Raw genomic sequence first — 21,303 nt, 5'->3', positions numbered from 1 at the left:
CGTGATTTCTTTTATTATTAATTATACCAAACATTTCTAAAAAGAAACCACGCCTATAACTTTTATTTTGTATTTTGAGAAAGAAGTAAATACTCTATTGCCTGTCTATTATCTCCAATATTTTTATACATTTGAGATAATTTTATATAAAGTTCCTTATTTTGCTCCTGTTTATTGCTCTTTTTATAAAATCTATTGCATAAAAGGCATAATCCTCAGCCCTTTGATAATCTTTGTTTTTATAATAATAATCAAACTTTGAAATCAAAAGCTTAATTATCCCTTCCTCATAGTTTTGTTTGAGCATAACCACTTCTGCTTGGTTAATTACCTCTATTGCTTCATCCATTCTCTTCATTTCCTGCAAACAGTCAATTAAGTTTAGATAAACATCTAAAATAAAAGCAATGTTGTCCTTATTTATCTCCTTCTCATACTGTATTATCTCTTTAAATAGCTCAATTGCCTCTTCTTTTTTCCTGATTCCCAAAGACAAACAGCCATATTATTTTTAGCCTTTAACATACCTTCTAAATCGCTATTTAGTTTATATTTTTATACGCACTTTCAAATCTTTTAAAACTATCTTCAGCATCTTTTATCTTTAAGTCTACGTTTCCCTGCATCATTTCAATACCTGGCAAATAATGTTCTTTATTATGCCAGTTATTCTGTTTTATAAATTCCTTTAATTTGTTTAGATAAACATCCGATAATGTATACCTATTGAGGGATATTGCACATAAAGCCAAATCATAATATGTTCTTGCAATATTGTCTAAAGATATTCCCTCTCTATTAGCTCTTCTGAGTTTTTATAATACCCAAAGGCCAACTCATACTTATTGTTAAAATAGCTACAATTACCAAGGCAAATATATATATCAGATATTATATCGTAATTATTGGTTTTTAAATAATAAACAAGTGATTTGGAAAACTCAACGAAACTACTGTCATATTCTTCATTAAAATAAAATTTCTTACCAATACAATAATAGAAATATCCCTTTTGAGCATCTGAAAGCAAATCTAAATTTTCTTCATAGTCTTTTATTTTGTTTAAAACCTCATTAATATTTTCTTTATCAAGCTTATAATTAATACTATCTATTACTTTTTGAAATTTCTTTTGCAACCTCTCTCTATCAGTCAATGTAAAATATTCAATATCTACCTCTAACTTCTCTGCAATATATGCTAACAACTCATCACTTGGATTGCATTTACCATTTTCGATTGAACTTATTTGAGCCGCTGTAACTTTGTTTCCCGCAAGCTCCTTTAAAGTCATTCCCTTTGCTTTCTAAGATTACGTATTTTTAAACCTAAATTCTCACCCATACCAATCCCCACTTCTATATTATTCCTAATTCCTTATATAAATCTAAACTCTTATTCATATACTTAAGTGCCAAATCCTGCATATTCAAATCTATGTATAATTTCCCTAAAAGAACATAAAAATTCGCAAGTTCCTTTTTATAATCTGTTGTTTCAAGGTATTTTATAGTATTTATTAATATTTCCTCAAGCTTTGATGTATTATTTTCTATGCTGTATATCTTATATAAATATTCATTGGCCTTTATTCTGTATTCATAATCTTCATACTTTAAAGTATCTAAAACATCCATAACAACTTCTTTAGCCTTTTCAACTTGACCAAGTTTAATATAGTTATCACACAATTTAAATAATGTTTGTGGCACAGTATTGTCTTTTATTTCTTGTTTTATTTTTAATGCAGTAGTCAGATGACTAAAGGATTCATCATAGTTATCAAACATTGCAAATATTTCACCTATACCATCTTCAATTTCTGCAATATCCTTTTTATAATCAAGTTCTGATAGTATTTGCTTTGCCTTTTTAGAATAGTTAATTGCCTTTGCGATGTTGCCTTCCTTAGCATAGGATAAACTTAATAGCACAAGCACATCTGCGTACGACTTTTTATCATTAAATACCTCTAATTTTTTCTTTGCGATATAGGCAAAATCAATTGCTTGAGAAATTTTATTTAAATACAAATTAGACATAGCAATATAATAATTTATTTTTGCCTTTAAAAACTCATCCTCTAAAAAGTGTTCTGAAATTATAGAATCTCCTTGTATGAAATAATTTAATGCTGTTGAATAATATCCCATACTTATACTAATTTTACCTAACAATATAAAGCTTTTAATAGCATCCTCAACTAAATTAAGCTTTAAAAACAAGCTATTTGCAATTAAGCAATATTGTTGAGATTCTTCATATTTTTTGTCATAGAACTTTATTAAAGCTAAAGCCATATTGAATTTTCCCTTATACAGGATAAGATTATACTCATTGGCATAGTGTATTCCTTTTTCAACATATTCTTTAGCTCTTTCAAATTCACTGGCAGAAATAGAAACTTCAACTATATTAAGATAGTATTCGCATATTTTGGATGCTTGTTTTTCTTCACTTTCTAAAAAATAATCTACATCCGTCTCAAGCTTTTGAGCTATATATTCCAGAAGTTCAATACTTGGATTAGCCTTACCTGACTCAACTAAACTTATTTGACCAGGTGTAACCCTATCCCCTGCAAGTTCCTTTAAAGTTAAATTTTTTCTTTTCTTTTTGCCTTTATCTTTTCACCTAAAGTTAATATTTCCATACTCATCCCGCCCATTAATATTGTTATTATTTAATTATATAAAATTTTTATTAAACATTACAACTAAAAAATGATTAAAATTTTTATTCAAAAAATAAATAGGGGCAAAAACCCCTATTTCATATAATCTCTTAAATCTTCAACTATGTCCTCAAGTCTATGTGCCATTCTCTTCCCAGCTCTATTTACCTTTCTTCTTGTTCTATAGTCCATCCTTGGCATAGCCATCAAGCTTGCTGCTGCACCAAGTAATGCTCCTGCTGCAAGTCCGGTAAGTAATCTATTTTTCATAGGACACACTCCTTTCTTTTTTCTTCATTATTTAGAGTGTGCATTATTTAAAAATATAAACAAGAAATTTATTATTTTATTGTATTTATTTGTACGATTTTATAATTATCTCCCATCTCGACATAGTATCTATTAATCTGTGTATTTATATTTGTGCTTTCGTTTTCATCTGTTATTACTTTAACTTCCCATTCCTCTTTAATGTCTATTTCGATTACTCCTGAATGTTTTAATTTGGCAGAAATTACATTCCAATTTACTAATTTTTGTAGTATTTATAATCTACAGTCTTTAACCATTCTATTTCATTCAAAACCTCTTTATACAGTCCTGAATCTGTATATAAACATTGAACTTCTGTTATCTTTTTATTTTCTATTGCATTTCTTTAAACTTTAAAAAATCATATATAGCTTCTTTACATCTATCTACTACTTCCTTAGAAAGCTCTAACTTTACCTCTAACTTTTGCCCAGCAAGTATTCTATTTTGATAATCTTCGCATCCCTTAAGTTTTATCTTTACATTATAAGTTGCAAAAGGTATTTTTTCTATTGTAACAATGCCGTCTTTGTTTTCATATACTACGCCGCACACTTCAACAGTGGAGTATAAGGGAACCTTTAAAGTCCAATCATAAACATAGTCATCAAAATCCCAATATAATTTATTTTTTATCTTTTTAATTTTTAATGTTTTTTCACCTGTTTTACTGTCCACTTTAAGAATATAACCATCTTCTGTTTTATGTTTTTCCTTTATATATATTTCATCTCCAAAGTTATATCTTATATACTCTTCAAAAACCCCATAAGTAAAATCTTTATTTATTATCATACTATAAAGGGCTCTAAAATCCCTTTCCTTTAAGGATTTTTCAAAGGCTGTATATTCATCCTTAGGTCTTACAAACATAATTAGAAGAAATATAATTACAAAAGCAAAAACATTAATAAACCTTTTTAATAAATACCGTTTTTCTAAATCATACAAACCACGGGTATGCATAAGGACCTCCTTAAATAACTACAAAATATTTTATTAAAGATTATAGTCATTTATTACTATATTTATACATCGGAGGTCCTATCATATATTACTTAATAGTACATCTATATCCTTGTTTATTACTTCCAAATCTAATTCTACTTCATTATCGGTATCAAGTTTAAACAAAGAACCAATTAATTCAGCATTTAAAGATATAAATACATACTTACACTGCAACAATAATGCATCAACCATTTTATTATTTTTTCTACCCGCGGTAAATATAAATATACCCTTTTTAGGTTTTATATATTGATTTAATATAAATTTTCTTGCATAAATAACCTGCAATCTATCAATTAATTGTTTAAGAGGACTTGTAAAGGAGACAAAATATACTGGAGATGAAATAACAATCAAATCTGCATCTTCTATTTTTTATATAATTCATCTAAATCTCTATAGATACACTCACCTGTTTTTTCACATCTTCTGCAACCTATACAGTGATTTATCTTCAAATCGTAAACATCTACAATAAAGATATTATTACTTCTATGTTTAATTTTGTTTAAAAATTCATTCAGAATAGAGTATGTTTTTCCATTTTTATTAAAACTTCCATTCAATACAACAACATTCATAAATTCACTCCTTCAAAAGCTAAGGCACCACGAAGGTGCCTTAGCTTTACCTATAGGGGTAACACCATTTATTAAATGGCATCACTTACTAATTTAATGTTTATTTATGTAATAATTTTACCAATTTAAAATTTTAAAGTCAATACTAATTTTGAAGTTATTTTCTTAACAATTTCTTATTTCAGAATTTTAAATTTTACAGTTCTAAATCATCCAGCACCTTGTCAATATCAAATTGAACATCTTTATCACTTACAACAAGTACAAATTCACACTGTTCAAAGAAATTTCTATCTAATTCATATGTAACAAAATCAAAGTTTAAATCAAATTCCTCTGCTAAATCCTCAACAATATCCTTTACATTGTCTACTGCAATATCAACTAAATATGGTAAGAAATATTCGTCATACCAAACATCTTCACCTTTATCCTCATAATTATCATTAGCATAGGACTTTGCCGCCTCAATTTCTGCGTCATCAAATGTATACACAAAATTAAAAACAGCTATTTTTTCCTTATATTCTATTTCGTCGATTTCATCTAATCCTTGCTTTTCTAAAAATTCATAAATTCTTTTTGTATTCATATTCATCACCTCGTTTACATTATATCCCTTTTATTTTAAGTTATTCATATTTTATTTGCAATAGTCTTACCAAGTTCTATAGCCTTTTGTATATCTTCCTCTGATGGCTTAAATTTAACCTTTAGAGCTTCAATTTCTGTATTAAACTTTAATCCCTTTAATCTATCTACAAGCATTGGAATTGCTTCGCCACTCCATCCATAGGACCCAAAGGCAACTGCTAATTTGCCTCTATTTGTTATTGGACATACAAGTGATAATAGATCCCAAACAGGTTTTACAGCATCTTGGTTTATTGTTGGTGAACCTACTAATAACGCCTTTGATCTTTCTATCTTATCTACTATCTCACTTAAATCTGATTCAGAAATATCATACATATAAACCTTTACACCATTTTCTTTAAGTCCCTTTTCAATATTTTCTGCAATAGTCTTTGTATACCCATAGGCTGATACATAGGCAACAACTGCTGATTTTTCCTCTTGATATATTCCCTCTTTGCTCCACTTTTCATATAAATCTATGTACTTGTTTATATCCTTTCTTAATATAGGACCGTGACTTGTACAAATCATATCAAAGGAAATGTTTTTGATTTTATCTATTGCTGACAATACATATTTTTTAAATGGTCCCATAATAACATCATAGTAATATCTAAATTCCTCAGAGAAATCTCCAACTTCATCATTAAAAATGCTGTTTTCATCACAGTAGTGACAACCAAATGCGTCACAAGTAAATAACACCTTATCCTTTTCACTATATGTAAATATTGTATCTGGCCAATGTAAAAATGGTGCTGATATAAATTTAAGTGTTCTTTCACCTATACATAAGTCTTCCTTAGCCTCTATTGAATTAAAGTCCATATTAGTAATTTCCTTTATATTAATTAAGGCTGGTTTTGATGCATATACAACAATATCTTTATAGGTTTCTAATATTTTTCTTAATGAACCACTATGATCTGGTTCTGTATGTTGGACTACTAAATAGTCAATATTTCTATCTCCAATTATACTTTTTATGTTATTTAAAAATTCTTCTTGATATCCATCCTTTACTGTATCCACCAACGTAATCTTTTCATCAACAATTAAATATGAATTATATGTGGTTCCCATCTTAGTAGTCATTATAATATCAAAAACTCTAAGTTCAGGATTTTTAACTCCTATCCAATATATTCCCTTTTTCAATTCTATAGATGCCATTTTTTACACCTCCATTTATTTTATATTTAAATTATACACCAAAATAAAGGTTAATAAAATATTAATAGATAATTTTTTTCCTTTATTTTTTGTTATAAATTTCTAATTCTAAACATATATTTTTTTGAAATGATTAGGGAGGTACTGTATGCTACTACTCTTGTTTTCAATCTTTTGGGAATTATATTTTGTCTAATACTCTCTGCTCCTTTTTCCTACACTCCTCTTTTATTGTACTTTTTATAATATCAATCGCAATATTAGTTTCTGCTAAAAAATTGCTAATTATTAATAAGCAATATTTACTTTATTCTGTAACTGCATTTATTGTTTCTTATTTATTGTCAAGCTATGTAATTTTTAAACCCAATACACAAAATTTAATAAACTTTGGTACTATATCACAAAATAAAAAAGCTGTAATATTCTACTGCGAAGGTGAAATGGAAAAATATACTCCCTACTACGCCAACTATTTTTTACAGGATAAGCCCTTTTATTTAAAGCCTATATATAGCTATAAAATAAAAAAATATATTCTGAACTTGAAATTAACAATAAAAATAATAATCTTAGCTTAATAGCAAGAGATGTAAAATCTTCTATTCTAAGCTATAAACCCTACTATTTTTATATTGCCTATTCAGGATATACTCCAACTCTTAATGATGCTATAACCTATGCCGTAAACGACGGTTGTTCTGAAATAATCATTATAAATTATACTGCAGATAATAATGGAATAGAAAAAATCAAAAATATGTTGACTTTAAAAAGCTATCCTCCAATGGAGTTCAAGTTAAAGTAACTAAATCCATTCAAGAAACAGGCGAATTTCAGGAGTATATAACTGAAAAAATAATAAATATGCCTGCAAGATTTGATGGTATAATTCTTTTAACTAAAAATACCGATGTAGGTACTATAATAAAATCTCATCTTAATGAAACTTATAGAAAAGATGACGTGTTTTTAATAACCGACGATTTAGACTACGGTATTAGGCATTTTATTGATAAAGAGTGTAACAACATATTATATGTCTGCCTTGATGAATCCTCCTCTGGAGTAATGTCGGAATATTATTATCCTAAAATCGCACTTAAGTATTCTGATAAAGTTAAGATCGTAGGGATTAAGGATTGGGGATATGATAGACGCCTTGTAAAGGCTGCTATTAAATGTTTCTTAGAAAAGGAAAAATAAATCAGCCTATTAGGCTGATGAGGCTGTTGAAAAAGCTATAATATGTTTGGCCCCTTGAAGGATTTCCTTGGCATTCCTTCATTTCGCTAAGCAAGTCTAAGCTTTTCTTTGTTTGAAAAGTCCTACCCTCGCGATGCCCTCATCCGTGAGGGCCGCTCGGCTCGGCACATCGTGTGCCGAATTACGGACTTTTCAAAGTCGAAAAGCAACACTTGCTAAAGCTTATGAAATATGCCAATTTGAAATCCTTTCAAGGGGCAATTTCATAATCAATGCATCTTTTGTGTTTGTCAACAATCTGATCAGCCTATTAGGCTGATTTTTTAATGTATATAGTCCTGTGGTTCTTGCAAAGAAAACTGATATTGCTGAATCTATTAAATGGTGTATTGCTGTTCCTACTGCAACGATATAAAACATCCTATAATCAAGTCCAACTATTGGAATTACAATAAATGCCTCAAGAAGTGCGTGTACAGGTAAAATTATAAGAAGTACAAGTTCGTATTTTATCCCTCTTTTTATAAGCCATCCACCAAAATATCCAACTATAATATGCATTAAGGCTCTTGCTGTAACTTCTGGTCTTCCAAGCTTTATAAAAATCCAAGAGCAGAAGATGCACCAACCATAGCTGCAACTTGTGGACTTATTAGCATTGATAAGAATAAAGGAACGTGTGACATAATAGTTGCTGTAAATGGACCTAAATGTAGTGTTAAAAATCCTCCAAAGGCAAGAGGTATAAGTATTGATAATGCTGCAAAAACCGCTCCTATTGTTAACTCCCTTGTCTTCATAAACATCCTCCTTTACATCTGTCTTTACACATATTATACTGTAAAGACAGATGTAAGTCTATATTTTTATATATTTTTAGCAATAATTTTTTGACTACTGAAATATCTGCTTCTAAAAATCGTAATTGATCAAATCCGATACATCAACCCATCTATAGTCCTCCACTTCCTTTGCAACTATTTCTCCACCTTTATATTTACATTTATATACCAACATAAGAATATTAAAATCAATATACCTGTAAAAAACTACATCAAATATATCTATAACTTCAATATCAATATTTATTTCTTCCTTTATTTCTCTAACAATACACTCCTCAGGTGATTCATCCTTTTCAAGCTTTCCACCTGAAACTCCCAAAGAAGGCCTCCCTTCTTTTCTTTTTTCTTTGAGTTATAAGTATCTTTCCGTCTTTTACTATAATCGCAGCTGTTACTATTAGCATTTTTTATTACCCCTTTGTATGATAAAATTATTATATACAGATTTGGAGGTGTTTGAATGAGATTTCTGATAAATCAAAAGGCTATAGATTATATTACCTCAAAAGGAGGTAATTTAATAATTACTGTTATTAAATCCTCCTGCGGATGAGCAGGCAGCATTAAAAGCCTTTGGATTGAGGCTTTAAAATACGTAGATAATATTGAAAACTACTATTATTATGAGCAAAATGGAATAAAAATATATATCCACAAAAGCCTTAAATGTGATGATGAAATAACAATTGAACTTAAGGCAAAAATACCACTATTTGGACCTATATTTAATGTTAAGGGTGTAAAAATAAGTTCCATATAGTATTCACCTATATGGAACTTATTTACTACTCATCCTTATAAACTTCGTATGCCCTATCTACATACATAATACCATCTAAATGGTCTATTTCGTGGCAGAAGGCTCTGCATAAAAGTTCTGTTGCCTTATATTTTACCTTTTTACCCTCTTCGTTTATTCCCTCAACTTCAACCTCTACAGGTCTTTCCAAAACCATAATATCCTGGATAGCTTAAGCATCCTTCTTCACTTTCCTGTTTTCCCCTCTTTTTGTTATAACAGGGTTTATTAAAACTATAGGCTCCATTCCATCCCTTAAATCTATAAGTATAACTCGTTTGTTTACTGCTATCTGTGGTGCCGCAAGCCCTATACCTGTTGTACTATAAAGCGTATCCTTTAAATCCTGAATAAGTTCTTTAATTTCTTCATTAATTTCTTTTACCTCTTCACTCTTTGCTTTAAGTGCAGGATGTCCTAATCTAACTATTTCTCTAATTGCCATATATATAACCTCCAAAAACTATTCTATAACAATTATATCATCGCCTACTTTAACCTTTCCACCCTTAATAACCTTTACAAATATTCCTTCCCTTGGCATTACACAGTCGCCAACAAGCCTTTTAATTTCACATCCACCGTGACACTCTTTGCCTATTTGAGTTACTTCAACCTCTGCCTCTCCAATTATCATTCTTGTACCGATTTTTAAACTTGGAAGGTCTATGCCTTGAGTAGTTATGTTTTCTGCAAATTTACCATAATCTAAATGGTCAAGTCCCATCTTTTTCATTTTATCAATACTCTCTTCAGCAAGAAGACTAACCTGTCTGTGCCACTTTCCTGCGTGAGCATCTCCCTTTACACCAAAATCCTCAACCAACTCTATTTCATTTACTGGATTTTTAACTACTCCCTTTTATCACTTGTATTAACTGATACTACTTTTCCCATCTTTAAATCACTCCTTACAAAATGTCCAGATTTACCACCTTTTTCTCAATAAGCTTAATGTCTCCTATTACCATTTCTTTATCTATTGCTTTACACATATCGTAAATAGTTAAAGCAGCTGTTGATACTGCTACTAAAGCCTCCATTTCGACTCCTGTTTTCCCAACTGTTTTAGCCTTTGCTGTAATATACACTCTTGAGTTTTCTTCATCTATTTGAAATTCTATATCACAACCACTTAAAAATATATTATGGCACATAGGTATTATATCACTTGTTTTTGGCACCCATTATTCCTGCAACCTGTGCAACTGCTAAAACATCACCCTTTTTAATAGCTCCCTGCTTTATAGCCTCAAGGGTTTCCCTCTTCATTTTTATATACCCTCTTGCTATTGCAACTCTCTTGGTATCATCCTTTTCTCCAACATCAACCATCCTTGATCTTCCTTCTTCATTGAAATGAGTTAACTCCATATTTATCCTCCTGTTCTAACCATATCTCTACTACTCTTACTTATTTTATCCTCTAAGAGTGTATGTTTTTCATATTTATTGAAAATTCCTGTTTTCATAATATCTATTAGCTTGTCTATATCATGGATATAAGGTCTTAAGTCATATTCATCTGGGTTATGAAGACAGGTTTTAAGTTTACCGTCTGATGTTATTCTAACTCTATTACATCTACTGCAAAAGCTGTGGGACATTGTTGTAATAAAACCTACTCTGCCAATATGCCCTTCTAATCTATAAACTTCTGATGGCCCACCACCATTGTTTTCTATCTTTACAATGTTTGCCCCATCCAAATATTTAATGATATCATCTTTTGTCACTCCTGTAAACCTTGTTGCCTCTCCAATTGGCATAAGTTCAATAAACCTTACATCTATATTCATATTTTTTGTCATATTGATAAAATCAACTATTTCATCATCATTTACACCCTTTATAGGAATCATATTAACCTTTACGATAAGACCAAGTTCTACGGCTTTGTTTAGGCCATCTAATACCTTATTTAAGTCTCCACCCGTCAACTTTTTAAACCTTTCTTCCTTTAAAGAATCTAAGCTGATATTCACTCTTTTTAAACCATATTTCACTAAATCAAATATCTTTTCACCTAATAATATACCATTTGTGGTAATACCTATATCCTCAATACCCTTAACTTCATTTATAGTTTTTATTATTTCTGTTATATCCTGCCTAATTAATGGCTCTCCTCCTGTAACTCTTATCCTTTTTACGCCTAATTTAGATAGTGCTGTTACAATATTTTTTATTTCTTCCACACTTAAAAAATTATAGTGCTTAGCTACATATCCATTAGGCATACAATACAAACATCTTAAATTGCAAGCATCTGTTATTGATATTCTTGCATAATTTATTTCTCTATTAAACTTATCTAACATTTCACCACACCTTTAATATATTATATCTAAACTGTTTATTTCATACCCTCCAATTTCAAAGAGCTTATCTTTAAATTCCTTGGATTTAACAACCTCTAAGAAACATTTAAATCTCTCGTCATAAAGCATCTCCTTAGATATTGCAATATCATATTCCTCAAAACATACTGGAATAAAGTCAAGTCCCATAAACTGTGCTGCCGACAACACTCCAAGTCCACAATCTGCACTTTTTGATGCTACCTGTGCTGCTACATTGAGATGAGTTACTTCTTCTCTTTCATATCCATTTATTTCCCTTGAATCTATAGAAAGTTTGTTTAGATGATAATCTAACAGCATTCTTGTACCAGAACCCTTTTGTCTATTTACAAATCTTACTCTCTTTAAGTCTTCAAAACCATTAATATTAAGAGGATTTCCCTTTTTCACCATAAACCCTTGAACTCTTTTTATAAACTTTAATAAAGCAAACTCTCCTAAATACTTTTCAAGATAGCTTGTATTATATTCTCCCTTTTCATCAAGAAGATGAACAGGTGCTATATGGGTTTCTCCCCTCTTTAATGCCATAATTCCACCCATACTTCCAACGTGGGTTGAATTAAGATTAAATCCCCTTTATTCATCATATCAGAAATAACATCAAGTACAACGTCGTGACTGCCAATACAAACAAGGGTACTGTCGATATCCTTTATATCCCTTAAAAGCTTTATATTTACCTTCTCTCCTGCCTCAAGCCCCTCTGTATTTTTATCAATAACCAAAACTCCATCTGCAGTTGTTAAAGACATTGTAACTCCTGCACCTCTTCCTATTGGAGATGCAATAAGCTTATCCTTAACTTTACCAAGTTTTACCCTAACAAACTCATCATTCTTTAAAGAGGAATTTATCTTCTTTGTTATTATTGCTTCTACTTCTCTTTTTTCTTCTTGTTTTGCCTTTAAGACTGTATCAAACCCAACCTTAACTATGTTCTCCATAACAAAATAAGCTGAAACTGGATATCCAGGAACTCCAAATATAGCCCTACCCTCTGCCATCGAAAAGCTTGCAGGACGACCAGGCTTTATTGTAACTCCGTGAAATTTAAGTTCTCCAAGAGTACTTAATATGTCCTCTGCAAAATCGCCTCTTCCCTTTGCTGAACCTGCATTTACAATTACGATATGGCATTCCTTTAGTGCTTTTTGAGCCGCAGCCTTTATTTTTTCAAAATCATCTTTAACTATATCATATCTTACAGGTTCTCCACCCCACTCTTTAACTAAAGCTGCAAAGGTCCAAGAGTTATAATCTATAAGTTCTCCTGTCTTTGGAGTAACTCCAACATCAACAAGTTCATCTCCTGTTGGTATTATTCCTACCCTCACCTTTTCATAAACAGGAACTTCATTCACTCCTCCTGCAAGAAGAGATGCAATATCTATTGCCCTTATTTTATGATTAGATGGAAGTATCATAGCACCCATTGGTATATCTTCTCCAACAGGTCTTATATTTTGGTAAGGATATGCTGGTTTTCTTATAATAACACCTTCATCTGTTGTTTGTATATCCTCAACCATTATTACACAATCATAACCCTCTGATATGGCATCTCCTGTATCAACAACTTCATATTGATCCTTTCTTAATAAAATCGGCCTATTTATATCTGCATCTAATGTATAAATAAACTTTGTTGCTATACCATCCATTGCAGAAGCAATAAAATGGGGTGAAGATATCTTAGAAAAGATAGGTTCAGCGGTAACTCTGCCAAGAGCATCTCTGGTATCAATATATTCTATATTAAGATGTATATTGCTACATTCATTTTTTATAATTTCTTTTGCTTCATTTAAATCAATGTTTTTTAGAAAAGAGCCATAAAATCACCTCATAACAATTACTTCTTGTTCCTTCATTATTCCCTCAAGGTCACGCTCTATTTTTATAAAACCATCACATTTTGCCATAACACTTATAGCTGATGACTTTGCATATATTGGATATGCATATCCTCCCTCTATCTTAACTGGGAGATATTCCTCTCTTCCCTTTGCCTTATGGTAGTTTTCTCCCATCTTTAATATTAACGAATTATCAGACTTTATTCTTCCAAGCACTCTATCTATTAGCTCTGACATTATAAACCTATACACAACGGCACAAGACAATGGATGCCCTGGAAGTCCTACTATAAATTTTTCTCCTACCCTTGCCATTAAAGTTGGTTTGCCAGGCTTTATTGCAATACCGTGAAATAATACCTCTCCAAGCCTCTCCATTATATTTATTGTAAAATCTCTATTACCTGCAGAACTTCCACCTGATATAAATACTATATCTGATTACTCTAATGATTCCTTTACAAGTTTAAAAGCTCTTCTTCATTATCCTTAGAAATTCCTTTATATTTAACATCACATCCATCCTTAATTAATGCTGCAGTTAAATAAAATCCATTTATATCTCTGACCTTTGGAATTTCTCTTTTTCATAAGGAGAAACAAGTTCATCTCCTGTTGAAATAACTGCTGCCTTTACCCTTCTTTTACATTAACTTCTGTTATCCCAAGTCCCGCCAATACTGCTATATGTCTGTCTTCTATTACTGTTCCTCTTGTTATTACAACCTCTCCTACTTTAACATCATCATCTTCGAAAACAACGTTCTCCCACCTACTTGCTGGCTTATTTATAAGAACTTCATCTCCTAATTCTTCACAATCCTCAATCATAGCAACGGCATCTGCACCATCTGGAAGCATTGCTCCTGTTGGGATATAAATACATTCTCCTTCTTTTAAAGCATAATTTGGTCTTTCCCCAATTGCTATAGAACCTTTATTTTTAAGCATTGCAGGCATTGATTCACTGCAAAGATATGTATCCTTTGAAGTTAGAGCATATCCATCTACTGAAGACCTTTTAAATCCAGGAAGATTTTCAGTAGATACAACATCCTCAGCCAACACTCTACCAAGTGCACTATTTATATCAACCTTTTCATTATCTACTTCTTTTATATTATTAAATATGTTTAATACCTCTGAAACAGTTAGAACCTTTAGCATATAAAATGCCTCCCTTCTATTTAATAATTTTAACACATTTTATACTGAATAGATACAAATTTGCAATATTGTGATAAAATAAACTATATATATAAAGGAGGGTTTAAATTGAAGGCAGGAGTTATAACAGTTAGTGATAAAGGTTATGCAGGAATTCGCGAAGACAGTTCTGGCCCACTTATAAAGGAAATGTTAAAGGAAATAAACTGTGAAGTAGTTGAGTACATAATTGTACCCGATGAAAAGGAGTATATAAAACGTGAACTTGTAAGAATGTCAGACTTAGACCTTGATTTAATATTTACAACAGGAGGTACAGGGTTTTCAAAAGAGATGTTACTCCTGAGGCAACCCTTGAAGTATTAGAGAGGCTTGCTCCAGGAATTCCAGAAGCAATGAGACTTCGCTCACTACAAATCACACCGAAGGCAATGTTATCTCGTGGCGTTGCTGGTATAAGAAAAACAGCATTATAATAAATCTTCCTGGAAGTGCAAAGGCAGTAAAAGAACATCTTGAGGTTGTTCTTCCTGTTTTAACCCACGGAGTTGAAATATTAAGAGGTACTGCGAGCGAATGCGGAACAAATAAGGTGGCAAAATAGCCACCTTTGTTTTAACCTCCTCCAAGATAAGGATAAAATCCTACATTGTCTCCCTCTTTTACTTCATCATCAAGGGATGCATTTTCTCCATTTATAGTACAAGTAAATATTTCTTCTTCTGGAAGACTAAGTTTTTTAAGAACATCCCTCACAGTTGCACCTTTTTCAACTGTAACTTCAAAGTTTTTATTAGTTTCTATGTATTTAGATAACATAGCAAAGGCCTTAGCATTAACTTTAATCAACCTTTTCACCTCCACATACAGAACATCTTAAATCTCTTTTGATTTCAATAATTTGAAAATCATCTTCAAATAAATCTATGTAAATTAGCTTTGTCGATGGTTTGCCTATAATATATCTTATAGCCATATTTGCCTCAATTGCTCCTATTACAGCAGTTATACCATTTATTATTCCAGAGTTTCTTGCTGTATATTCCTCATTTGTTTTTTCTTCATAAAGCATTTTAAACAGGCAGTTTCTCTTGGAATTATTGTCTTTGCCATACCAAAGGCTGCAGCAACTCCTCCATATATCCAAGGAATATTATTTTTAACTGCATAATCATTTATAATCTCCCTTGCTTCAAAGTTATCTGTTGCGTCTATTATTATATCACACCCTGATGCATATTTACCAATCGTTTCACCTGTTATTCTATCAACTATAGGTTCAATATTTACATAGGAATTTATTAATTTTAATTTTTTAGCTGCTGCTGTAACCTTTTTCTCACCTAAATCCTTTTCGTCAAACAACATCTGTCTTTGAAGGTTAGAAAGTTCCACTACATCCATATCAACAATTCTTATGAATCCTACTCCAGCTCTAACAAGACTATTTAGAATGCTTGTACCTAATGCACCTGCCCCAATAACTAAAACTTTTGCCTCTAAAATTTTCTTTTGTGCTTCCTCACCAATTACTGCAATCTGTCTATCATATCTTTCAAGCACTCTTTCACCACCTATTACTCATATTTTAAATTATTTATATCATCTTTTTACCAATAAGTAAAGTGTTTTGAAAGATAAAAATATAAAATAGAAATACCACAAAAACTAACTTAGTGGTATTTCTATTTATTAGTTTTTATAAAAGTTCTTTATATTCATCTAAACTCTTTTGCTCAAACTGTAAAAGTCCATTAGCTAAATCAAGTGTCTCCTTTTCTACTCCCTGATATTCTTTTATCTTTTTTGTCATATCTATAATACCCATTGTGCTTCCTTGTATAAGCATTTCTGCCATATGAGATGATGATTTATCTCTTAATGTCTTTAAATTTATCATCAAATCAGTAAATGTTTTTGATAAAAATTTAACTCCTTTGGTTCTATATTTTTCGACTTAAGCTTATTTTGTGTAATATTATAAAATTTTTGGTATTCACTAAGATGCCTTTGAAGAATACTTTTCAAATTTTCATCCTTTGTTTCCTTTAGAAGTTGGTTTATTGTCTCTATACCCATTTGAGAATTTTTATAAATGTAATTAAGAAGTTCAGTATTTTTATCCATAATAATCCCTCCCATAAATTATTTTTCCCAAAACAAATATATTATTTCATACATAAAAATAGTTTCGTTTTGATTGTTTATCAAAACGAAACTATTTTCTAAATCATATGCTTTCTCTTGGAGTATAGTGAGTGTGAAGTAGTTTATGTGCTTTATGGCCACCATATTCTCCCATATACTCCTGATACATCTTTATAACAGCTGGGTTCTCGTGAGATTTTCTAATTGGTTTCCTTCTATCCTCTTCATAAATTGCATTCATTCTTGCCTTAACTATTTCAAGATTTCCGTGATGATAAGGCTGACCTCCACCATCTATACATCCTCCTGGACAAGCCATTATCTCAATTGCGTGATAGAATCTCTTTCCATCCCTTATATCTTCCAATAATCTTCTTGCATTACCAAGGCCGTGGGCAACACCAATCTTAAGTTCCATATCCTTTAGCTTTACAGTAGCTTCTTTAAGTCCATCTTCAAATCCTCTAACTCCGTGGAATTCAACATCTTGTAAAGTTTCACCTGTTACCCATTCATAGGCTGTTCTAAGTGCTGCCTCTATTACTCCTCCTGTTGTACCAAAAATTACAGAAGCACCTGTTGACTCTCCAAGTGGATTATCAAAATCTTCATCAGGTAGCTTTGTAAAATCTATTCCCGCCTCTCTAATCATCTTAGCAAATTCTCTTGTAGTTATAACATAATCAACATTTTGTACTCCATCAGATTTTAATTCTTCTCTTTGAATTTCATACTTTTTAGCAATACAAGGCATTACAGATACTACAACTATTTTATCTGCTGGAATATTGAATTTTTCAGCAAAATATGTTTTAGCAATAGCACCAAACATCATATGTGGTGATTTACAGGTCGAAGGAATATCCAAAAGTTCTGGAAATTGATGTTCTATAAACTTAACCCAACTTGGGCAACAGCTTGTAAGGATAGGAAGCCTTCCCTTCCCATTAAGTCTATCTATAAACTCCTTTGCTTCCTCAACTATAGTAACATCGGCTGCAAAGTCTGTATCAAATACCTTTTAAATCCTAATCTTCTTAAAGCTGCAACCATCTTTCCTGTAACTATAGTTCCAGGTTTCATACCAAACTCTTCACCTAATGCAACTCTTATTGCTGGTGCTGTTTGTGCTATTACGTATTTATCTGGATCGTGAAGTGCATTCCATACATCCTGAACATAGCTGACTTCTGTAAGTGCTGCTGTTGGACAAACTGAAACACACTGTCCACAGAAGGTACACTGAGTATCAATCATTGGAAGATTGAAGGCTGGCCCTACTACTGTCTCAAAACCTCTATCTACTGCAGAATAAACACTACAGGTTTGAACTTCATTGCACATAGTTTCACAGCGTCTACACATAATGCACTTATCTGGATTTCTATAAAGTGCACCGCTTGAGCTATCCTTTTGATATGTAGACTGTTCTCCTTCAAATCTAATCTTTCTAATACCTAATTCTGCTGCAATCCTTTGCAAATCACAATTTCCATTCTTTTCACATACTAAACAGTCAGTAGGATGGTCTGAAAGTAAAAGCTCTACCATTGTTCTTCTTGCTCTAATTGCTCTTTTTGTATTAGTTCTAATTATCATTCCTTCAAAACATTCTGTAGCACAGGCAGGTGCAAGATTTCTTCTGCCTTCAACCTCAACCAAACAAACTCTACAGGAAGCTGTTCTGTTTACCATTTTTATATCGTGTAAATTTAGGTGACACAATGTTGGTATATTTATGTTTACCATTTTGGCCGCATCCAATATTGTTGTACCCTCTGGAACCTGCAATTTTATATCATTTATAGTTACATTTATCATCCTATCCCTCCCAACTTACTTTCTTGTGATAGCTCCAAATCTACAAGTCTTATAACACTGACCACACTTTATACATCCATCTCTATCAATAACGTGAACTTTCTTTGGTTCTCCGTGTATTACATTTACTGGGCACACCTTAGCACAGGCAGTACATCCTACACATTTTCAGGAATTATATAGTACTTTAAGAGTTCTTTACATACACCTGCAGGACATTCCTTATCTCTAACGTGTGCTAAATATTCATCATAGAAAAACTTCATTGTTGATAAAACTGGATTTGGTGAAGTTTGACCAAGTCCGCAGAGGGATGAATCTCTAACTGTCTCAGCAAGTTCCTTTAACATCTCTAAGTCTTCCATTTCTCCCTTACCCTCTGTTATTTTATTCAATATCTCAAGCAACCTCTTATTTCCTACTCTACAAGCAGTACATCTTCCACAGGATTCATCACAACTAAACTCCAAATAGAATTTAGCAATATTAACCATACAATCATCTTCATCCATTACAATCATACCACCAGAACCCATCATTGAACCAAGTGCTGTTAAGTTGTCATAGTCTATTGGTGTATCTAAATATTCTGCTGGTATACATCCTCCTGATGGACCACCTGTTTGAACTGCCTTAAATTTTTTACCTCCCCTAATTCCTCCACCTAATTCGTATATAATTTCTCTTAAAGTAATTCCCATAGGAACTTCAACAAGCCCTACATTGTTTACCTTACCAGCAAGTGCGAAAACTTTTGTTCCTTTACTCTTTTCTGTTCCTATTGATGCAAACCAATCTGCTCCGTTTAATATAATAGGTGCAACGTTAGCAAAGGTCTCTACGTTATTGATGTTTGTTGGCTTTTTCCAAAGTCCAACCTGAGCTGGATATGGTGGTTTTACAGTTGGCTCTCCACGTCCACCTTCAATAGAATTTATAAGTGCGGTTTCCTCTCCACATATAAAAGCACCCGCACCTATTTTAATTTCTACATCAAAGGAAAAATCTGTTCCGAAGATATTATTACCTAAAAGTCCTAACTCCCTTGCTTGATTTATCGCAATTCTTAATCTATGTATTGCCAATGGATATTCTGCTCTTACATAGATATAACCAAATTGAGCACCTATAGCATAGGCTGCAATTGCCATACCCTCTAAAACAGAATGTGGGTCTCCCTCAAGAATACTTCTGTCCATAAAGGCTCCTGGGTCCCCTTCATCGGCATTACATATAACATATTTAATATCTGACTTTGATTTTCTTGTCGCTTCCCATTTTACACCTGTTGGAAAACCACCGCCTCCACGACCTCTAAGTCCACTCTTTTTACAAGTTCTATTACTGCCTCTGGCGTCATTTCTGTTAATACTTTACCTAACGCCATATATCCATCTGCTGCAATGTATTCATTTATATTTTCTGGATCAATCTTTCCACAGTTTCTCAAAGCAATTCTAAGCTGCTTTTTATAGAAAGGAATTTTACTTTGTTCTGGCAACTTCTCCTTGGTATCAGGTTCGACGTATAGCTTTTCTTGATATATCCTACCCTTTACAACGTGTTCTGCAACTATTTTTCTTGCAGATTCTTCATCTACCTCAACATAAAATATATTGTCAGGCATAACCTTAACTATTGGCCCCTTTTCACAAAAACCAAAACAACCAGTCATAAGAACACTAACTTCACTTTCTAATTTAGCCTTCTTAATTTCCTCTCTTAATACCTCTAAAACCCTGTTGCTGTTGGAGGCTTGACATCCTGTACCACCACATACCAAAAGTTCCATTCTGATTGGCATATTATCCCTCCTATCCTCTTAAAACCCATTCTCTTATAACTTCTCCATTTTTAACGTGCCTTTTTACAATCTCCTTTGCCTTCTCGCCATCAACCTTGCCATATAAAACAGGTTCACTGTTTGGCATCCTTACCTCAACCGTTGGTTCTGCATAGCAAAACCCCATACATCCTGTTTGTACCACAACAGCATTTTCAATGTTTTCATTTCTTATTTCCTCAATGATTGCATTAATTGTATTTCTTGCACCTGCTGCAATACCACAAGTAGCCATACCTACAAGTATTTTTATATTTTTATCCTCTGCCTCCCTGTTTTGAAGTGCATCTTTGTACTGATCTCTGATTTTTTAAGTTCCTCTAATGATTTAATCATTGAGTAGTACCTCCCTCTCTATATTCATCTAATATCGCCTTTACGTCCTCAACCTTAACCCTTCCATATACTTTCCCATCTACCATAACAACTGGAGCAAGTCCACAGGCACCAACACATCTTAAACTATCTACAGTAAACATACCATCAGATGACATATTGCCCTCTGTAATATTAAGCTCTTTCCTTAGCTCTTCTAAAACCTTATCTGCCCCTTTACAAAACAGGCTGTTCCCATACATACATTTATTACGTGCTTTCCTCTTGGCTCCATTGTAAAATAGGAATAGAATGTTGTAACTCCATAAACCTTTGCAGCTGGAATTTTAAGCTTTCTTGCAATAAAAGTTGAACATCCTTTGGTAGGTAGCCAAATATCTCTTGAGCCTTATATAGTACTCCAATCAAAGCCCCTTCCTTTTGCTTTATAGAGTCAATATAATCTTCAAGTTGTTTTAATTTTTCAGAATCAACATCATACTTAGCCATAAAATTCCTCCTCTTTTAAAATCTAATCACACCTAAT

At 32.1% G+C, this 21,303-nt stretch carries 25 protein-coding genes and 8 pseudogenes; 2 read left to right on the top strand and 31 right to left on the bottom strand.

The genetic code is table 11. The annotated features are described in order from the left end of the window. Nucleotides 1-142 precede the first annotated feature (142 nt). The 11 genes and pseudogenes from PL321_RS12565 to PL321_RS12520 form a co-directional block, all read right to left on the bottom strand. Nucleotides 143-490, bottom strand: coding sequence for a tetratricopeptide repeat protein (locus PL321_RS12565; RefSeq protein ID WP_273962286.1), 348 nt, complete (start codon nt 488-490; stop codon nt 143-145). Between the two features lie 52 nt (nt 491-542). Further along, the gene (locus PL321_RS12560; protein ID WP_273962285.1) at nt 543-752 is read right to left on the bottom strand and encodes a hypothetical protein; all 210 of its coding nucleotides are present in this window, start codon (nt 750-752) and stop codon (nt 543-545) included. 26 nt (nt 753-778) lie between these two features. Continuing rightward, nucleotides 779-1,294 carry a helix-turn-helix domain-containing protein gene (locus PL321_RS12555; protein WP_273962284.1) on the bottom strand — a complete coding sequence of 172 codons (516 nt, stop codon included), beginning with the start codon at nt 1,292-1,294 and terminating at the stop codon, nt 779-781. A 64-nt stretch (nt 1,295-1,358) separates the two neighbouring features. Continuing rightward, on the bottom strand, nt 1,359-2,300 hold the full coding sequence (locus PL321_RS12550) for a tetratricopeptide repeat protein (protein WP_273962283.1): 942 nt from the start codon (nt 2,298-2,300) through the stop codon (nt 1,359-1,361). 177 nt (nt 2,301-2,477) lie between these two features. Then, nucleotides 2,478-2,600: pseudogene (locus PL321_RS21500) on the bottom strand (helix-turn-helix domain-containing protein); the annotation flags it as partial. Nucleotides 2,601-2,767: 167 nt separating this feature from the next. Beyond that, nucleotides 2,768-2,944 carry a YtxH domain-containing protein gene (locus PL321_RS12545; protein WP_273962282.1) on the bottom strand — a complete coding sequence of 59 codons (177 nt, stop codon included), beginning with the start codon at nt 2,942-2,944 and terminating at the stop codon, nt 2,768-2,770. 375 nt (nt 2,945-3,319) lie between these two features. Next, nucleotides 3,320-3,859, bottom strand: coding sequence for a hypothetical protein (locus tag PL321_RS12540; RefSeq protein ID WP_273962281.1), 540 nt, complete (start codon nt 3,857-3,859; stop codon nt 3,320-3,322). A gap of 174 nt (nt 3,860-4,033) precedes the next feature. Beyond that, the gene (locus tag PL321_RS12535) at nt 4,034-4,354 is read right to left on the bottom strand and encodes an NAD(P)H-dependent oxidoreductase (protein ID WP_273962280.1); all 321 of its coding nucleotides are present in this window, start codon (nt 4,352-4,354) and stop codon (nt 4,034-4,036) included. An 11-nt stretch (nt 4,355-4,365) separates the two neighbouring features. Further along, the gene (locus tag PL321_RS12530) at nt 4,366-4,578 is read right to left on the bottom strand and encodes an NAD(P)H-dependent oxidoreductase (protein ID WP_273962279.1); all 213 of its coding nucleotides are present in this window, start codon (nt 4,576-4,578) and stop codon (nt 4,366-4,368) included. Between the two features lie 196 nt (nt 4,579-4,774). Next, nucleotides 4,775-5,170 (bottom strand): hypothetical protein, encoded by a 396-nt coding sequence (locus PL321_RS12525; protein WP_273962278.1) that lies wholly within the window; start codon nt 5,168-5,170, stop codon nt 4,775-4,777. A 44-nt stretch (nt 5,171-5,214) separates the two neighbouring features. After that, the gene (locus PL321_RS12520; RefSeq protein WP_273962277.1) at nt 5,215-6,390 is read right to left on the bottom strand and encodes an FprA family A-type flavoprotein; all 1,176 of its coding nucleotides are present in this window, start codon (nt 6,388-6,390) and stop codon (nt 5,215-5,217) included. 867 nt (nt 6,391-7,257) lie between these two features. On the opposite strand from PL321_RS12520, the gene PL321_RS12515 reads away from it, so the two are divergent. Then, nucleotides 7,258-7,596, top strand: a complete 339-nt coding sequence (locus tag PL321_RS12515; protein WP_273962276.1) for a hypothetical protein — start codon at nt 7,258-7,260, stop codon at nt 7,594-7,596. Between the two features lie 222 nt (nt 7,597-7,818). Here the strand turns inward: PL321_RS12515 and PL321_RS12510 are convergent, their stop codons facing one another. The 11 genes and pseudogenes from PL321_RS12510 to PL321_RS12460 form a co-directional block, all read right to left on the bottom strand. Next, on the bottom strand, nt 7,819-8,157 hold the full coding sequence (locus PL321_RS12510; RefSeq protein WP_273962275.1) for a hypothetical protein: 339 nt from the start codon (nt 8,155-8,157) through the stop codon (nt 7,819-7,821). Between the two features lie 35 nt (nt 8,158-8,192). Continuing rightward, a complete protein-coding gene (locus PL321_RS12505; RefSeq protein WP_273962274.1) occupies nt 8,193-8,396 on the bottom strand; it encodes a hypothetical protein in 204 nt (67 codons plus the stop codon). Nucleotides 8,397-8,508: 112 nt separating this feature from the next. Continuing rightward, nucleotides 8,509-8,760, bottom strand: coding sequence for an NUDIX domain-containing protein (locus PL321_RS12500; RefSeq protein ID WP_273962273.1), 252 nt, complete (start codon nt 8,758-8,760; stop codon nt 8,509-8,511). A gap of 466 nt (nt 8,761-9,226) precedes the next feature. Next, nucleotides 9,227-9,685 (bottom strand): annotated as a pseudogene (def, locus tag PL321_RS12495) (peptide deformylase). 18 nt (nt 9,686-9,703) lie between these two features. Beyond that, nucleotides 9,704-10,137 (bottom strand): annotated as a pseudogene (locus tag PL321_RS12490) (MOSC domain-containing protein). 3 nt (nt 10,138-10,140) lie between these two features. Next, nucleotides 10,141-10,614: pseudogene (gene moaC / locus PL321_RS12485) on the bottom strand (cyclic pyranopterin monophosphate synthase MoaC); the annotation flags it as partial. A 2-nt stretch (nt 10,615-10,616) separates the two neighbouring features. Continuing rightward, nucleotides 10,617-11,561, bottom strand: coding sequence for a GTP 3',8-cyclase MoaA (moaA, locus tag PL321_RS12480; RefSeq protein WP_273962272.1), 945 nt, complete (start codon nt 11,559-11,561; stop codon nt 10,617-10,619). A 12-nt stretch (nt 11,562-11,573) separates the two neighbouring features. Beyond that, nucleotides 11,574-12,134: a substrate-binding domain-containing protein gene (locus tag PL321_RS12475; protein WP_273962271.1), complete on the bottom strand. Its 561-nt coding sequence runs from the start codon at nt 12,132-12,134 to the stop codon at nt 11,574-11,576. Beyond that, the gene (locus tag PL321_RS12470) at nt 12,125-13,360 is read right to left on the bottom strand and encodes a molybdopterin-binding protein (RefSeq protein ID WP_273964553.1); all 1,236 of its coding nucleotides are present in this window, start codon (nt 13,358-13,360) and stop codon (nt 12,125-12,127) included. The genes PL321_RS12475 and PL321_RS12470 overlap by 10 nt, the downstream gene beginning before the upstream one ends. An 84-nt stretch (nt 13,361-13,444) precedes the next feature. Next, entirely contained in the window at nt 13,445-13,888 is a 444-nt protein-coding gene (locus PL321_RS12465) for a molybdopterin-binding protein (protein WP_273964552.1), read from the bottom strand. Nucleotides 13,889-14,095: 207 nt separating this feature from the next. Further along, nucleotides 14,096-14,629 (bottom strand): hypothetical protein, encoded by a 534-nt coding sequence (locus PL321_RS12460; RefSeq protein WP_273962270.1) that lies wholly within the window; start codon nt 14,627-14,629, stop codon nt 14,096-14,098. A 108-nt stretch (nt 14,630-14,737) separates the two neighbouring features. Between PL321_RS12460 and PL321_RS12455 the strand changes: the two are divergent. Beyond that, nucleotides 14,738-15,233: pseudogene (locus PL321_RS12455) on the top strand (MogA/MoaB family molybdenum cofactor biosynthesis protein). A gap of 11 nt (nt 15,234-15,244) precedes the next feature. Here PL321_RS12455 and PL321_RS12450 read toward each other — a convergent pair. The 9 genes and pseudogenes from PL321_RS12450 to nuoE all read right to left on the bottom strand — a co-directional run bounded on the left by PL321_RS12450 (nt 15,245) and on the right by nuoE (nt 21,266). After that, complete coding sequence (locus PL321_RS12450) at nt 15,245-15,478, bottom strand: MoaD/ThiS family protein (RefSeq protein ID WP_273962269.1); 234 nt, start codon at nt 15,476-15,478, stop codon at nt 15,245-15,247. Continuing rightward, nucleotides 15,471-15,701: a hypothetical protein gene (locus PL321_RS12445; RefSeq protein WP_273962268.1), complete on the bottom strand. Its 231-nt coding sequence runs from the start codon at nt 15,699-15,701 to the stop codon at nt 15,471-15,473. The genes PL321_RS12450 and PL321_RS12445 overlap by 8 nt, the downstream gene beginning before the upstream one ends. Then, nucleotides 15,647-16,192 (bottom strand): HesA/MoeB/ThiF family protein, encoded by a 546-nt coding sequence (locus tag PL321_RS12440; protein ID WP_273962267.1) that lies wholly within the window; start codon nt 16,190-16,192, stop codon nt 15,647-15,649. Before PL321_RS12440 ends, PL321_RS12445 begins: the two co-directional genes overlap by 55 nt. Nucleotides 16,193-16,328: 136 nt before the next feature. Beyond that, a complete protein-coding gene (locus PL321_RS12435; RefSeq protein ID WP_273962266.1) occupies nt 16,329-16,529 on the bottom strand; it encodes a hypothetical protein in 201 nt (66 codons plus the stop codon). Further along, nucleotides 16,529-16,756, bottom strand: coding sequence for a hypothetical protein (locus PL321_RS12430; protein ID WP_273962265.1), 228 nt, complete (start codon nt 16,754-16,756; stop codon nt 16,529-16,531). The genes PL321_RS12435 and PL321_RS12430 overlap by 1 nt, the downstream gene beginning before the upstream one ends. A gap of 103 nt (nt 16,757-16,859) precedes the next feature. Next, a pseudogene (locus tag PL321_RS12425) lies at nt 16,860-18,598 on the bottom strand (NADH-dependent [FeFe] hydrogenase, group A6). Nucleotides 18,599-18,613: 15 nt separating this feature from the next. Continuing rightward, a pseudogene (locus PL321_RS12420) lies at nt 18,614-20,402 on the bottom strand (NADH-ubiquinone oxidoreductase-F iron-sulfur binding region domain-containing protein). Between the two features lie 10 nt (nt 20,403-20,412). Further along, nucleotides 20,413-20,676, bottom strand: coding sequence for a (2Fe-2S) ferredoxin domain-containing protein (locus PL321_RS12415; RefSeq protein ID WP_273962264.1), 264 nt, complete (start codon nt 20,674-20,676; stop codon nt 20,413-20,415). Between the two features lie 97 nt (nt 20,677-20,773). Continuing rightward, nucleotides 20,774-21,266, bottom strand: a pseudogene (gene nuoE, locus PL321_RS12410) (NADH-quinone oxidoreductase subunit NuoE). Nucleotides 21,267-21,303: the final 37 nt, after the last annotated feature.

It is taken from the genome of Caloramator sp. mosi_1, from assembly GCF_028622835.1.
GTDB lineage: Bacteria > Bacillota > Clostridia > Clostridiales > Caloramatoraceae > Thermobrachium.
This window is presented reverse-complemented; position numbering and strand designations above follow the sequence as displayed.

Bases quoted from the DNA above. Each gene is read 5' to 3' on its own strand.
- PL321_RS12555 (WP_273962284.1), bottom strand. From the start codon at position 1,294: ATGACTTTAAAGGAGCTTGCGGGAAACAAAGTTACAGCGGCTCAAATA.
- PL321_RS12550 (WP_273962283.1), bottom strand. From the start codon at position 2,300: ATGGCTTTAGCTTTAATAAAGTTCTATGACAAAAAATATGAAGAATCT.
- PL321_RS12545 (WP_273962282.1), bottom strand. From the start codon at position 2,944: ATGAAAAATAGATTACTTACCGGACTTGCAGCAGGAGCATTACTTGGT.
- PL321_RS12540 (WP_273962281.1), bottom strand. From the start codon at position 3,859: ATGTTTGTAAGACCTAAGGATGAATATACAGCCTTTGAAAAATCCTTA.
- PL321_RS12530 (WP_273962279.1), bottom strand. From the start codon at position 4,578: ATGAATGTTGTTGTATTGAATGGAAGTTTTAATAAAAATGGAAAAACA.
- PL321_RS12525 (WP_273962278.1), bottom strand. From the start codon at position 5,170: ATGAATACAAAAAGAATTTATGAATTTTTAGAAAAGCAAGGATTAGAT.
- PL321_RS12520 (WP_273962277.1), bottom strand. From the start codon at position 6,390: ATGGCATCTATAGAATTGAAAAAGGGAATATATTGGATAGGAGTTAAA.
- PL321_RS12515 (WP_273962276.1), top strand. From the start codon at position 7,258: ATGCCTGCAAGATTTGATGGTATAATTCTTTTAACTAAAAATACCGAT.
- PL321_RS12510 (WP_273962275.1), bottom strand. From the start codon at position 8,157: ATGCATATTATAGTTGGATATTTTGGTGGATGGCTTATAAAAAGAGGG.
- PL321_RS12505 (WP_273962274.1), bottom strand. From the start codon at position 8,396: ATGAAGACAAGGGAGTTAACAATAGGAGCGGTTTTTGCAGCATTATCA.
- moaA (WP_273962272.1), bottom strand. From the start codon at position 11,561: ATGTTAGATAAGTTTAATAGAGAAATAAATTATGCAAGAATATCAATA.
- PL321_RS12475 (WP_273962271.1), bottom strand. From the start codon at position 12,134: ATGGCATTAAAGAGGGGAGAAACCCATATAGCACCTGTTCATCTTCTT.
- PL321_RS12460 (WP_273962270.1), bottom strand. From the start codon at position 14,629: ATGCTAAAGGTTCTAACTGTTTCAGAGGTATTAAACATATTTAATAAT.
- PL321_RS12445 (WP_273962268.1), bottom strand. From the start codon at position 15,701: ATGCTTTATGAAGAAAAAACAAATGAGGAATATACAGCAAGAAACTCT.
- PL321_RS12435 (WP_273962266.1), bottom strand. From the start codon at position 16,529: ATGATAAATTTAAAGACATTAAGAGATAAATCATCATCTCATATGGCA.
- PL321_RS12430 (WP_273962265.1), bottom strand. From the start codon at position 16,756: ATGGATAAAAATACTGAACTTCTTAATTACATTTATAAAAATTCTCAA.
- PL321_RS12415 (WP_273962264.1), bottom strand. From the start codon at position 20,676: ATGGCTACTTGTGGTATTGCAGCAGGTGCAAGAAATACAATTAATGCA.